This is a genomic window from Stenotrophomonas sp. HMSC10F06, from assembly GCF_001807865.1.
Taxonomy (GTDB): domain Bacteria; phylum Pseudomonadota; class Gammaproteobacteria; order Xanthomonadales; family Xanthomonadaceae; genus Stenotrophomonas; species Stenotrophomonas bentonitica_A.
On the sequence record NZ_KV791256.1, the window covers coordinates 156,203 to 167,954 of the forward strand.

The window sequence follows — 11,752 nt, forward strand, 5'->3', positions numbered from 1 at the left end:
TAGCCGCGAGCTGGTTTCAGCCGCAACGGTTAACACTAGATTAACACGATAGCCTCGGATTGTGACGGTTTGGCGACAAAACACACGCCATCACAACGGGATCATGACGCCATCTTCACATTTGATTGTGACCGGCTGAATGCGGGCTACTGAGGGCCTCAGCGGTGTCCGGTTGGCGTTCTGCGGGTTGGCTGGGGAGCCGGCCAGCGGCCGGCACTACCCATAAGGAGCCCGGGGCAACGTTTAGGAGGCCCGGGGCACATTCAGGAGGCTCTGGGCACGTTCGCGCCAGCGGTGACGCCTTTGCGGCGCTCAGGCGTCGAGAATCTGGCCGCGATACGCCGCGCCGGCAGCGGACAACAGCAGGACCGCGGCGGCGGCACACTCGGCCGGATCACGGGCGGTGCGGTCCTCATCCAGCGAGAACGCTCGGGCGCGCAGGGCCGTGCGCATCGGGCCCGGCTGCAGGCCACTGACCCGGACCGGGCTGCGGCCGAGTTCGTCATGCAGCGAGGCGATCAGCCCACGCAGGCCGTGCTGGGCGGCGCCATAGCCCCCCCAATAGGCCTGCCCCACCCGTGCCGGGTCGTCCACGGTGAACACCAGCGCGGCATCGTCGCTCTGGCGCAGCAGGGGCAGGCAGGCCTGGGCCAGCCAGGCCGGCGCGGTCAGGTTCACGTGCACGGCGCGGGCGAAGGCGGCGGGGTCGGCCAGCTCGAACGGGGTCAGCCCGGCGAAATCGGCCGCACAGTAGAGCACCCCATCCAGGTGGCCAAGTTCGGATTGCAGGCGTTCGGCCAAGGTCGCGTAATCGTCGGGGGTAGCCCCTTCCAGATCCAGCGGATACAGCAGCGGCTCGGGACCGGCTGCCTCGACGGCGGCATAGACCCGGTCCAGGCGGCGCGGTTTGCGCCCCAGCAGGACGACGGTTGCCCCGGCCTGCGCGCAGGCCACGGCTGCGGCGCTGCCAAACCCTCCCCCGGCCCCGGCGATGAGAATGACGCGATCGGCGAGCGATCCGGTCCCGACCACCACGGACGGGACCGCGCTCACGGCTGGGAGGCCTCTTCGACGATCCGCTTGAGCTCGCCGGATTCGAACAGCTCCAGCACGATGTCGCAGCCACCGATCAGCTCGCCGTGGATGAACAGCTGCGGGAAGGTCGGCAGGTTGGAGAAGCGCGGCAGGTTGGCGCGGATCTCGGGTTCTTCCAGCACGTTGACCGTGCGCAGCGCGATCGCGCCGGCGGCCATCAATGCCTGGATGGCACGGCTGGAAAAGCCGCACATGGGATATTGCGGAGTGCCCTTCATGAACAACACGAGGGGGTAACGTTCGACTTCGGACTGGATCTGCTGCATCACCGCCACAACGACTCTCCCTCCAATGGGACAACCCGGCCTCACCGGTCGGATAGACTTCCCTGGCCGCCATTGTATGCCCTACCTTCGCGTGGTGGGCACCCTGCCATCGGCCACACTGATGCCGATCCGCGATCGCGCGGCGCTTTCCCTTCCCAATCTGTCGTGCCCATGCCCCTCGAACTGCCTCGCCTCCCCTACGACCGCACCGCCCTGCAACCCCACCTGTCGGCGCAGACGCTGGACCTGCATCACGGGCGGCACCTGCGCGGCTATCTGGACACGGTCAACGCATGTATCGAAGGCACGGAACTGGCCGAGCTGCCGCTGGAGGACATCGTCCGCCAGAGCCAGGGCAGCCTGTTCGATGCCGCGGCCCAGGCCTGGAACCACCAGTTCTATTTCCACTGCCTGCACCCGCGCGCCGGTGGCGAGCCGCAGGGTCGGCTGGGCGAACTGGTGACCCGTCATTTCGGCGATGCCAAACGGCTGCGCGAGGCGTTCGACCGGGCGGCATTGAGCCTGTTCGGCTCGGGCTGGGTGTGGCTGGTACAGCATCCCAACGGCGCGCTGGCGATCCAGGTGACGCGCAACGCGGGCACGCCCCTGACCGGGGAGAGCACCCCGCTGCTGGCCTGCGATGTGTGGGAGCACGCGTATTACACCGACTACCAGAATGAGCGCGCGCGCTATCTGGAGGCCTTCTGGAAACTGGTGAACTGGGACTTCGTTACCGCGCAGCTGCGCGACTGATGCCCGGCAGCGCACGGCCGTTGGTCGTGCGTCCAGGTCATGCGCCCTGGCAAGTAGTGCCGGCCCCTGGCCGGCTCCCCTTGTACCTCGCACCGCCAGCGCCGGCCAGCGGCCGGCACTACCGGACCTCTAACCGCGCAGGATCTCGATCACCGGCGCGACCTGCTCGCCGCGATCAAGCTGCCCACCGACACGTTCCAATGCATCGGCCAGCACCGCCGCATCGTCATCACGCAGCGTGGCATGGCCAACCTTGCGCCCGTCCCGAGCCTGCTTGCCGTAATCGTGCCAATGGCCGCTGGCCTGGGCGAGCACGGCGTTGGCCTCCGGCATCTGCCCGATCCAGTTGAGCATGCAGGCATGACCCAGCATGCGCGTATCGCCCAGCGGCAGGCCCAGCACGGCGCGCAGGTGGTTTTCGAACTGCGAGGTCTCGCTGCCTTCGATGGTCCAGTGGCCGGAGTTGTGCACGCGCGGGGCCATCTCGTTGGCCAGCAGCTCATCGCCACGGCAGAACAGCTCCAGCGCGAACACGCCGACATAGTCCAGCCGCTCGGCCAGGGTGCGCGCGTAGCCGATGGCCGCCTCATGCTGGGCCGCCGACAGCTGCGCCGGGGCCAGACTGGCCGAGAGCACGCCATTGACGTGCCAGTTGCCGGTGATCGGCCAGGCGCGGAACTCGCCATCCTGCGCCCGTACCGCCACCACGCTGACCTCGCGATCAAAGGCGACGAAACCTTCCAGAATCAGGCCGGTCTTTTCGACCTGGCTGCCGAGGGTGTCCCAGGCCGCGTCGATATCGGCGGCGCTGCGGATCCGGAACTGGCCCTTGCCGTCATAGCCCAGGCGGCGGGTCTTGACGATGCAGGGCATGCCGAACTCGGCGACCTTGGCGGCCAGTTCGTCACGGCTGCGGATATCGGCGAAGGCTGGCAGCGGGATGCCCAGCGACTGGAACAGGGTCTTCTCGCTGAGCCGGTCCTGGGCCACGGCCAGCGCATCCGGATGGGGATGCACCGGCACGCGCTCGGCCAGGAACTTGGCGCTGCGCGCCGGAACGTTCTCGAAATCGAAGGTCACCACGTCCACGCGGGCGGCGAACGCGGCCAGGGCCGCCTCATCCTCGAACGCGGCCACCTGCAGTGGCGCGACCTGGCCGCCACAGGCATCGGCGGCGGGGTCGAACAGCTCGAAGCGCAGCCCCATCGGCGCACCGGCCAGGACCATCATGCGGGCCAGCTGACCGCCGCCCAGAATGCCAACGGTCCTGACGCTCATTGACGCGGGTCGTCGTGGGCCATGACGTCTTCGGTCTGGCGGGCGCGGAAGGCCTCCAGCGCCTCGCCGATCGCCGGCTGGTCCGAGGCCAGCATCGCCGCGGCGAACAGCGCCGCGTTGGAGGCGCCGGCGTTGCCGATGGCGAAGGTGGCGACCGGGATGCCGGCCGGCATCTGCACGATCGAGAGCAGCGAATCCATGCCGTTCAGGGCCTTGGACTGCACCGGCACGCCCAGCACCGGCACGGCGGTCTTGGCGGCGATCATGCCCGGCAGGTGCGCGGCCCCGCCGGCACCGGCGATGATCGCGCGCAGGCCACGCTGGCCCGCCTGCTCGGCGTAGGTGAACAGCACGTCCGGCGTGCGGTGCGCCGAGACCACTTTCACTTCATAGGGAACACCCAGCGAATCCAGCTTCTGGGCGGCGTGCTGCATGGTTTCCCAATCCGAGCGGGAACCCATGACGATGCCGACGAGCGGCGCGGTTTGGTTGAGGGTCATTGGCCGTCACCTGCCTTAAAGACGTATTCTAGCCGTCTTCCACGCAAGACGAAGAATCCATGGATCGCAAGCTGCTCGACCTCCTGTGCTCGCCCGATACGCGCCAGCCCCTGTCCCTGCTCGATGCCACCGGCCTGGACGCGCTCAACCGCGCGATCGGCAGCGGCGCCGTGCTCAAGGCCGATGGCAGCCCGCAGGCGCAGACGCTGCGCGAGGCCCTGCTGACCCGCGACCGCAAGCAGGTGTTCCGCGTGGACGATGGCATCCCGGTGCTGCTGGCCGAAGAGGCCATTGCCACCGCCCAGATCGCCGATTTCCCGGAAAAATGAGCCACCTCCCCGTGCCGGCCCCCGAGGCCGCCCTGGTGGCCGCCGATGTGGCCCGTGCACTGGCCGAGGACATCGGCAGCGGTGATGTCACCGCCGCCCTGCTCCCGGACCGCCCCGACACTGCCTACCTGCTGTGCAAGCAGGACGCGGTGATCGCCGGCCGCCCCTGGTTCGATGCGACCCACAGGGCGCTGGATCCGCAGGTGCGGATCGACTGGCGCGTGGCCGAGGGTGACCGTGTCGTCGCCGGCACCGTGCTGGCCCTCCTGCAGGGCCGCAACCGCAGCCTGGTGAGCGCCGAACGCACTTCGCTGAATTTCCTGCAGACCCTGTCGGGCACGGCGACCACCACCGCGCAGTACGTCGCGGCGGTGGCCGGCACCGGCGCGCGGATCCTGGACACCCGCAAGACGCTGCCCGGGCTGCGCGTCGCGCAGAAGTACGCGGTGCGCTGTGGCGGCGGTGACAACCACCGCCTGGGCCTGTTCGACACGGTCATGCTCAAGGAAAACCACATCCGCGCCGCCGGCTCGCTGACCGCGGCGGTGCAGGCAGCGCGCGTGCAGTGGCCGGCGTTGCCGCTGGTGGTCGAGGTTGAAGACCTGGACCAGCTGCGCGAGGCGCTGGAGGTGGGCTGCACCCGCATCCTGATCGATGACTTCGATGCCGCCACCCGGCGCGAGGCCGTGCGCATCGCGGCCGGGCGGATTCCATTGGAAGTCTCCGGCAGCGTCGGCCTGGACGGGCTGCGCGCGATCGCCGAGGACGGCGTGGACTGCGTCTCGATCGGTGGGTTGACCAAGCACGTGCAGGCGATCGACCTGTCGTTGAAACTGGGCCCGCCCCCCGGCTGAAGCGCGTGCCGATCCGCGGGCGATGCCTTCCCGCTTTCACGGTATGGGCAGATGCGGTCTGCGAGGCTGCGTCTGCCCCCATCTGGATTGCACGCATGCGCTGCCTGCCGCTTCTCGCCTGCCTGTCTCCCCTGCTCGCGCTGCTGCCGCTCCAGGCATCCGCAGCCGAGGTCTGCGATGTGCCACCGCGCTTCGGGCTCAGCCCGGTGGCGATCAACATCGTCCGGACTGCCTGCACTGAACATCGCCTCTGGTATCGGCCCTTCATCGACCGCGATGGACGCGCGGCCAGCCTGAGCGTCACCGAAGCCGAGGACGTCCACCTGGCCGACAACGGCCTGGTCGCCTGGCAGCGCGTGGTCGGCTACTGGCGGCAGAGCGGCACGTTGTCGCCGATGGGAAGCCAACCCGGCGCATCGAGCTGCATGGCCCCGCCGGGTACGCGCTATACCGATACCGATTGCCGTGCTTTCCTGATCGACAACCCATGGTCGGCGGCCTTCATCTCATGGGTGATGACCCGCGCCTCGGTACCCGGCTTTACCCGTTCGCCCCGACACATCGACTATATCCGGGCCGCCTTCCAGAACAGTGGTCCGTACCGCATGGCCGATCCCGCGCAGGAGAAGCCTGCACCCGGCGACCTGCTGTGCTACCTCCGCGACCGGCGTGAAACGCTGAGCTACAGCGGCCTGGTCCAGTCGCTGTCCAACGGCTCGGTCACGCACTGGAAATCGCACTGCGAAGTGGTCATCGCGGCCAACATGGGCGGTGACCGCACGCTGTATCTGATCGGCGGCAACGTCATGAACACCGTGGCGATGCGCAAACTCTCGCTGGACCGCAGTGGCCGGATCGAGCTGCCGCCGGCCAAAGCCACGGCGAGCGACGGCATGGACCTGGGCTGCACGCCCGGCCGCGAAGAGGAGTGCAGCTTCAATCGCCAGGATTGGGCCGCCCTGCTGAAACTGGTGGCCACCGCGCCCGCGCCGATGCCGACGGTCACCCCGGACCCGGTGACCCCGCCCGCTGCCGGTGCTGGTGCCACGGCACCGCCGATGGCATCGCCGGCGTCCCAGGCACCGATGCGGGCCCCCACCGTGGTGCCGCCCCGCCCGCCGGTCCCGCCACCCCGCACACCCTGATCTTGATGGCGTATGGCTTGATCCGCGCCGCGTTCGTCGCCATCTTGGAGTCACCGACCTCCCTGACCGCGCCGAGTCACCGATGCCCAGTTTGATCCTGTTGATGATTGCCGGCGCGTTCGCCTACGCCTTCTGGAATTCCTCGCGTGCCGCCGCCGAACGCGCCGGTGTGCTCGGGCGCAACGCCTGCCGCGCAGCCGACGTGCAGTGGCTGGACCAGAGCGTGCATGCCACCGGCCTGCGCGTATGCCGCAAGGACAATGGCTGGCTGGGCTGGGAGCGCACCTTCAAGTTCGAGTACTCGCACGATGGCGTGGACCGCCACAGCGGGCGCATGGTGCTGCGCGGCGATCAGCTGATCACCTTCGTGGGGCCGTCGGCGGCGCGGATCAGCGAGATCCGGCGCGATATCGATACCCGCGACGCCGAAGACGTCTGACCCCGGTAGAGCCGACCGTTGGTCGGCTGCCGTTGGCCGTGGCCGTCAATGGGCGTGGAGAGCAGCCGACCAACGGTCGGCTCTACCGGGTCGTTGCCGTTGATGGGCGCGGAGAGCAGCCGACCAACGGTCGGCTCTACCCATGAAAATGGCCGCCTTGCGGCGGCCATCGTGTGTCTTATTTGACCACCCGCAGATGCGGGCGACCGCTGGGCTTGGGCGGTGCGTCGTCCGGCGGGGTCGGTGAATCGTCCGGCGGCAGCTCGTCGTCCGGGCCCGGCTCATGGCCAGGGATGTCATCGGGCAGCGCCATGCCCTGCCCGGTCTCGCGGGCGTACACCGCCAGCACGGCCGAGATCGGCACCTGCACGGGGTAACTGGTGCCGGAGAAACGGGCCGAGAAGCTCACGCTCTCATTGTCTATATGCAGGCGTACCACGGCGCGCTCGGCGATGTTCAGCACGACGCGACCGTCCTTGACCGCGCTCTGCGGAACCTGCACGCCGGGCATGCCGGCGTCGACCAGGATGTGCGGCGTCAGGTCGTTGTCATTGATCCATTCCACCAAGGCCCGCAACAGGTACGGGCGGTGGCTGGTCATGCGAAAAGTGTCTTCTGTCATGTGGTAGAGCCGAGCCGTGCTCGGCTGCTCTTGATCCGGATTGCCTGATGCAAGTGTACGCGCCCGCCTACCCGCAGGTCAGCCATGGCGCGTACCGGCACCGCGATTTCGTTCAGTACAGCCGTGCCGCACGCGGCGCTCGCCCCTGCCGATCAGACCGGCAGATCGCGCAGCTTCTTTTCCTGATCGGTCAGGCTGCGGATGAAGCCCGGATGCCGGAAAATGCGGTTGCCGTAGTCTTCGATCGATTTGCCATCCTTCGGCAACGGCACGTCCAGCGCCTGCAGCCGCCAGATGATCGGCGCCATCGCGCAGTCGGCCAGGCTCATTTCCGGATTGAGGAAGAACTTGCTGGCCTTGAACAGCGGCACCGCGCTGGTCAGCAGTTCCTTGAGACGTTTGCGCCCGGCCTCGGCCTGGGTCTTGTTGCCCAGCTGGATGGCCTGCACCTGCGGCACCCAGTCGTGTTCGATGCGCAGCATCGCCAGGCGGATGCGGGCCCGCGAGAGCGGATCGACCGGCATCAGCGGCGGGTGCGGATAGCGCTCGTCCAGGTACTCGCTGACCACCGAGGCCGCGTACAGCACCAGCTCGCGTTCCACCAGGGTGGGCACGGAGTGATACGGATTGAGATCGATGAGATCTTCGGGCGGGTTCTGCGGGTCGACCGGCACGGAGTCATAAGTGACGCCCTTGGCCGCCAGTACCAGCCGTACGCGATGGCACAGGACATCGTCGTTCGAGGAAAACAGCGTCAGGGTATTCCGCATGCGTACGCTCGCCGCCATCAAAGGCTCTCCAACGTCCGGTAACCGCCGGTCGTATCGGCGCCGCCAGCCCATTGCTGACGGTCGTCACAGTACCCGAGTGTGCAACCGCACATCACAAAAGCCAATAGGTCGATCGTCCCACGTGGGGAACGATCGCCGCGGGAAGGCGCCGGACCGCTCAGTGGACGTCCTTCCAGTATTCCTTCTTGAGCAGATAGGCCAGGAAGGTCAGCAGCGCCAGGAACAGGATCACCCATACCCCCAGCTTCTGCCGCTTCAGGGCGGCCGGCTCACCGGCATACTCCAGGAAATTGGTGATGTCGCGCACCGCCTGATCGTATTGGCCGGCATCGATGTTGCCGGGCTGTTCGATCTTCAGGCCGACCACCGGCGGGTCTTCGCCGGGGTTCTCCGGCTTGCCGTGCACGGCGTGCTGGAGCCCCTGCATTTCCCAGAGCGGGTTGGGCATGGAGGCATTCGGGAACACGGTGTTGTTCCACCCCAGCGGACGCGTGGGATCGAGGTAGAACGACTTGAGGTAGGTGTAGACCCAGTCACTGCCCCGCACCCGCGAGATCAGGCTCAGGTCCGGCGGCATCTTGCCGAACCACTTTTCCGCCTGCGCCTTGGGCATCGTCACCGGGATCGGCTCACCGACCGGTGTACCGGTGAAGTTGAGGTTGTTCATGACCTCTTCTTCGCTCAGCCCGAGATCGGCGGCCATGCGCGAGTACCGCAGGTACTTCAGCGCGTGGCAGCCCGAGCAGTAGTTCATGTAGAGCTGTGCACCACGCTGCAGCGACGCACGGTCGCTGAGGTCGTTGCCGGCCTGCAGGGTCTTGGCACCTTCGGCGGCATCGGCCACCGCTACGCCAAACATCAGGGCCGCTGCGCAGGCCAGCCGGACAATCCAGTGGTCAGTCATGCGTGGTCACCCGGTCCGGTACCGGCTTGGTCCTGTCCAGCTTGGTCCATAGCGGCATGGTGATGAAGAAGGCGAAGTACAGGAAGGTCAGCACGCGCCCGATGTAGGTCTCGTGCGCATCCGTACCCGGGCCGGAGCCGATCACGCCCAGCCACACGAAGCACACCGCGAACATGCCGAGCAGACCGCGCGAGAGCAGTCCGCGGTAGCGGTAGGACTTCACCCGGGCGCGATCCAGCCACGGCACCAGGAACAGGATGGCGATCGCCGAGAACATCACGATCACGCCGCCGAGTTTGTTGGGCACCACGCGCAACATCGCGTAGTACGGGGTGTAGTACCAGACCGGCTTGATGTGCTCGGGTGTCACCAGGCGGTTGGCCTCGGTGAAGTTGTCATGTTCCAGGAACAGGCCGCCGAAGGCCGGCGCGAAGAAGATGATGAAGGCGGCGATGATCAGCAGGAAGCCGGCGCCGACCGCATCCTTGAGCGTGTAGTACGGGTGGAAGGGAATGCCGTCGGTAGGCGCGATGGCCGACCAGCGGTTGCCCTTCGGCCCCTTCTTGATCTCCACGCCGTCCGGGTTGTTGGAGCCCACCTCGTGCAGCGCGCCCAGGTGCAGCACCACCAGCAGCAACAGCACCAGCGGCAGGGCGATCACGTGCAGGGCGAAGAAGCGGTTGAGGGTGGCGTCGCTGGGGAGGTAGTCGCCCATGATCCATTCGGTCAGGCCGGTGCCGATCACCGGGATCGCACCGAACAGCGAGATGATCACCTTCGCGCCCCAGAACGACATCTGGCCCCATGGCAATACGTAGCCCATGAAGGCTTCGGCCATCAGCACCAGGTAGATCAGCATGCCGAGGATCCAGACCAGCTCGCGCGGCTTCTGGTAGCTGCCGTAGAGCAGCCCGCGGAACATGTGCAGGTAGACCACGATGAAGAACAGCGAGGCACCGGTGGAGTGCATGTAGCGGATCAGCCAGCCCCACTCCACGTCCCGCATGATGTATTCGATGGAGGCGAACGCTTCGGCCGCGTTCGTCTTGTAGTGCATCGTCAGGAAGATGCCGGTGACGATCTGGTTGACCAGGATCAGCAGCGCGAGCGAGCCGAAGTAGTACCAGATGTTGAAGTTCTTCGGCGCGTAGTACTCGGTGACGTGCTTGCGGTAGACCGGCATCAGGCCCGGCGCGCGTGCGTTGACCCAGTCGGCGACGCCGGTGGCGGTGCGGGAAAGGATATTGGCCATGATCAAGCCGCCCCCTGCGGATCAACGCCGATGATGATGGTGTTGTCGTCCTGGTAATGGTGCGGCGGCACCAGCAGGTTGATCGGTGCCGGAACATCCTTGAACACGCGACCGGACATGTCGAAGCGCGACTTGTGGCAGGGGCAGAAGTAGCCTCCCTTCCACTGGGGGTCGTAGGGCTCGGGGCGGATCTCGGCGACCATTTCCGGCGAACAGCCCAGATGGGTGCACAGCCCGACCAGCACCGAGACCTCGGCCTTGATCGAGCGGAATTCGGGATTCTGCTTGAGCACGTACTCGGGTTGCTGCTCTTTCTCGCCCGACTCGGGATCCTTGAGGCGGCCGTCCAGCCCGTGCAGCGCATCGAGGATGGCCTTGGAGCGCTTGACGATCCAGATCGGCTGTCCACGCCACTCCATGACCAGACGCTGGCCTTCCTGGAGCGCACTGATGTCGGCAATCACCGGGGCACCGGCCAGTTTGGCGCGGGCGCTGGGATTCCAGGACTTGATGAACGGTACCGCTGCAAATCCGACGCCGACCGCTCCGACCACCGCAGTGGTTGCTGAGAGAAACCGCCGACGTCCAGTGTTGACTGGATCGTTTACCCCATCGTTGGCCATCCGGCACTCCGATATTGATTTAGGTAGCTTGAGGCTGCCAGCAGACCGGTGGGGGCCAGTCCACATTGAATCAGCCGCGAGTGTAGCTGAACCGAAGTCGGCCACACAACACGGTCCTACGGAACGACATTACCCCGACAGTACGGCATCAGGCACCACCGGCGCCATGGGTCATTGATGGCTGGCCACGGCGCCGCGGTAGCGGTCGGCCAACAGGGCCACCCGCTTCACGTAATACTGGGTCTCGCTGTAAGGCGGCACGCCACCATGGCGGTCGACCGCGCCCTCGCCGGCGTTGTAGCCCGCCGCGGCCAGGGTGAGATCGCCGTTGAAGCGCTTGAGCAGCCAGGACAGGTACTGCACGCCGCCGCGGATGTTCTGCGAGGCATCGAAGGAATCGCTGACCCCGAAGCGGCGCGCGGTTGGCGGCATCAGCTGCATCAGCCCCTGCGCGCCGGCCCGGCTGAGCGCGGTCGGGTTGTAGGCCGATTCGGCATGGATGATCGCGCGGACCACCGCCTCTTCCACCCCGAACTCGCGGGCCGCAGCGGCGATCTCGCTCTGGTAGGCCGTGGTGTTGAGCCGTACCGAGCCGAAGTTGACCGCCGGGTTGGCGCCACAGGCGTAGCAGCGCTCGATGAAGCTGTAGTGGATGGTGCGGACCTGGCCAAGGCTGGCGACCCCACTCGGGCGTGCGCTGGTGTAATGGCGCACGCCGTCTTTCATATAGGCGTACAGCTCGCCACTGCGGACCTTTCCAGCCTTGTTGCCAGCCGCCGCCGGGGCGGAGGGCGCGGTCAGCACCGTGGCCGGGACGGGGGACGGTGCCGGGGCCGGGTTGATCGCAGTCGCCGCGGTGGCGGTATCGGCCCGGGCCGGCGCTGGCGCCGCGCGGGCGATC

The 11,752-nt window shown here is 67.1% G+C and carries 15 protein-coding genes; 5 read left to right on the forward strand and 10 right to left on the reverse strand.

The genetic code is table 11. The features are described from left to right. Positions 1–312: 312 nt before the first annotated feature. Both HMPREF3113_RS03010 and grxD read right to left on the reverse strand, forming a co-directional pair. A complete protein-coding gene (locus tag HMPREF3113_RS03010) occupies positions 313–1,053 on the reverse strand; it encodes an SDR family NAD(P)-dependent oxidoreductase (protein WP_070470683.1) in 741 nt (246 codons plus the stop codon). Continuing rightward, positions 1,050–1,370: a Grx4 family monothiol glutaredoxin gene (gene grxD, locus HMPREF3113_RS03015; RefSeq protein ID WP_019186185.1), complete on the reverse strand. Its 321-nt coding sequence runs from the start codon at positions 1,368–1,370 to the stop codon at positions 1,050–1,052. The genes HMPREF3113_RS03010 and grxD overlap by 4 nt, the downstream gene beginning before the upstream one ends. A gap of 162 nt (positions 1,371–1,532) precedes the next feature. On the opposite strand from grxD, the gene HMPREF3113_RS03020 reads away from it, so the two are divergent. Next, a complete protein-coding gene (locus HMPREF3113_RS03020) occupies positions 1,533–2,114 on the forward strand; it encodes a superoxide dismutase (RefSeq protein ID WP_070470685.1) in 582 nt (193 codons plus the stop codon). Positions 2,115–2,243: 129 nt separating this feature from the next. Here HMPREF3113_RS03020 and HMPREF3113_RS03025 read toward each other — a convergent pair whose 3' ends face one another. Together HMPREF3113_RS03025 and purE are read right to left on the reverse strand one after the other, a co-directional pair. Continuing rightward, entirely contained in the window at positions 2,244–3,392 is a 1,149-nt protein-coding gene (locus HMPREF3113_RS03025) for a 5-(carboxyamino)imidazole ribonucleotide synthase (RefSeq protein ID WP_070470687.1), read from the reverse strand. Next, positions 3,389–3,892 (reverse strand): 5-(carboxyamino)imidazole ribonucleotide mutase, encoded by a 504-nt coding sequence (gene purE / locus HMPREF3113_RS03030; RefSeq protein ID WP_019186188.1) that lies wholly within the window; start codon positions 3,890–3,892, stop codon positions 3,389–3,391. The genes HMPREF3113_RS03025 and purE overlap by 4 nt, the downstream gene beginning before the upstream one ends. 59 nt (positions 3,893–3,951) lie before the next feature. Here purE and HMPREF3113_RS03035 point away from each other — a divergent pair, with 59 nt between their 5' ends. The 4 genes from HMPREF3113_RS03035 to HMPREF3113_RS03050 all read left to right on the forward strand — a co-directional run bounded on the left by HMPREF3113_RS03035 (position 3,952) and on the right by HMPREF3113_RS03050 (position 6,659). Beyond that, positions 3,952–4,221, forward strand: coding sequence for a Trm112 family protein (locus HMPREF3113_RS03035; RefSeq protein ID WP_019186189.1), 270 nt, complete (start codon positions 3,952–3,954; stop codon positions 4,219–4,221). Then, on the forward strand, positions 4,218–5,075 hold the full coding sequence (gene nadC / locus HMPREF3113_RS03040) for a carboxylating nicotinate-nucleotide diphosphorylase (RefSeq protein WP_070470688.1): 858 nt from the start codon (positions 4,218–4,220) through the stop codon (positions 5,073–5,075). Before HMPREF3113_RS03035 ends, nadC begins: the two co-directional genes overlap by 4 nt. A 95-nt stretch (positions 5,076–5,170) precedes the next feature. Next, positions 5,171–6,220 (forward strand): DUF2272 domain-containing protein, encoded by a 1,050-nt coding sequence (locus HMPREF3113_RS03045; protein ID WP_070470690.1) that lies wholly within the window; start codon positions 5,171–5,173, stop codon positions 6,218–6,220. A gap of 82 nt (positions 6,221–6,302) precedes the next feature. Further along, on the forward strand, positions 6,303–6,659 hold the full coding sequence (locus HMPREF3113_RS03050; protein ID WP_019186192.1) for a DUF3301 domain-containing protein: 357 nt from the start codon (positions 6,303–6,305) through the stop codon (positions 6,657–6,659). Positions 6,660–6,837: 178 nt separating this feature from the next. Here HMPREF3113_RS03050 and HMPREF3113_RS03055 read toward each other — a convergent pair whose 3' ends face one another. The 6 genes from HMPREF3113_RS03055 to HMPREF3113_RS03080 form a co-directional block, all read right to left on the reverse strand. Further along, positions 6,838–7,281 (reverse strand): ClpXP protease specificity-enhancing factor, encoded by a 444-nt coding sequence (locus HMPREF3113_RS03055; RefSeq protein WP_019186263.1) that lies wholly within the window; start codon positions 7,279–7,281, stop codon positions 6,838–6,840. Positions 7,282–7,433: 152 nt separating this feature from the next. Beyond that, a complete protein-coding gene (locus tag HMPREF3113_RS03060) occupies positions 7,434–8,069 on the reverse strand; it encodes a glutathione S-transferase N-terminal domain-containing protein (RefSeq protein ID WP_019186262.1) in 636 nt (211 codons plus the stop codon). A 160-nt stretch (positions 8,070–8,229) separates the two neighbouring features. Beyond that, positions 8,230–8,931 carry a cytochrome c1 gene (locus HMPREF3113_RS03065; protein WP_254665228.1) on the reverse strand — a complete coding sequence of 234 codons (702 nt, stop codon included), beginning with the start codon at positions 8,929–8,931 and terminating at the stop codon, positions 8,230–8,232. A gap of 37 nt (positions 8,932–8,968) precedes the next feature. Next, complete coding sequence (locus tag HMPREF3113_RS03070; RefSeq protein ID WP_019186260.1) at positions 8,969–10,228, reverse strand: cytochrome b; 1,260 nt, start codon at positions 10,226–10,228, stop codon at positions 8,969–8,971. A gap of 2 nt (positions 10,229–10,230) precedes the next feature. Beyond that, positions 10,231–10,851 (reverse strand): ubiquinol-cytochrome c reductase iron-sulfur subunit, encoded by a 621-nt coding sequence (gene petA, locus HMPREF3113_RS03075; RefSeq protein ID WP_019186259.1) that lies wholly within the window; start codon positions 10,849–10,851, stop codon positions 10,231–10,233. Between the two features lie 171 nt (positions 10,852–11,022). After that, the coding region (locus tag HMPREF3113_RS03080; protein ID WP_139146284.1) for a lytic transglycosylase domain-containing protein at positions 11,023–11,752 on the reverse strand (730 nt) is incomplete at its 5' end.

Coding starts and splice junctions, on each gene's coding strand:
- HMPREF3113_RS03020 (WP_070470685.1), top strand. CDS start 1,533: ATGCCCCTCGAACTGCCTCGCCTCCCCTACGACCGCACCGCCCTGCAA.
- HMPREF3113_RS03070 (WP_019186260.1), bottom strand. CDS start 10,228: ATGGCCAATATCCTTTCCCGCACCGCCACCGGCGTCGCCGACTGGGTC.
- HMPREF3113_RS03035 (WP_019186189.1), top strand. CDS start 3,952: ATGGATCGCAAGCTGCTCGACCTCCTGTGCTCGCCCGATACGCGCCAG.
- HMPREF3113_RS03045 (WP_070470690.1), top strand. CDS start 5,171: ATGCGCTGCCTGCCGCTTCTCGCCTGCCTGTCTCCCCTGCTCGCGCTG.
- HMPREF3113_RS03055 (WP_019186263.1), bottom strand. CDS start 7,281: ATGACAGAAGACACTTTTCGCATGACCAGCCACCGCCCGTACCTGTTG.
- petA (WP_019186259.1), bottom strand. CDS start 10,851: ATGGCCAACGATGGGGTAAACGATCCAGTCAACACTGGACGTCGGCGG.
- HMPREF3113_RS03060 (WP_019186262.1), bottom strand. CDS start 8,069: ATGGCGGCGAGCGTACGCATGCGGAATACCCTGACGCTGTTTTCCTCG.
- HMPREF3113_RS03050 (WP_019186192.1), top strand. CDS start 6,303: ATGCCCAGTTTGATCCTGTTGATGATTGCCGGCGCGTTCGCCTACGCC.
- HMPREF3113_RS03025 (WP_070470687.1), bottom strand. CDS start 3,392: ATGAGCGTCAGGACCGTTGGCATTCTGGGCGGCGGTCAGCTGGCCCGC.
- HMPREF3113_RS03065 (WP_254665228.1), bottom strand. CDS start 8,931: ATGTTTGGCGTAGCGGTGGCCGATGCCGCCGAAGGTGCCAAGACCCTG.
- nadC (WP_070470688.1), top strand. CDS start 4,218: ATGAGCCACCTCCCCGTGCCGGCCCCCGAGGCCGCCCTGGTGGCCGCC.
- purE (WP_019186188.1), bottom strand. CDS start 3,892: ATGACCCTCAACCAAACCGCGCCGCTCGTCGGCATCGTCATGGGTTCC.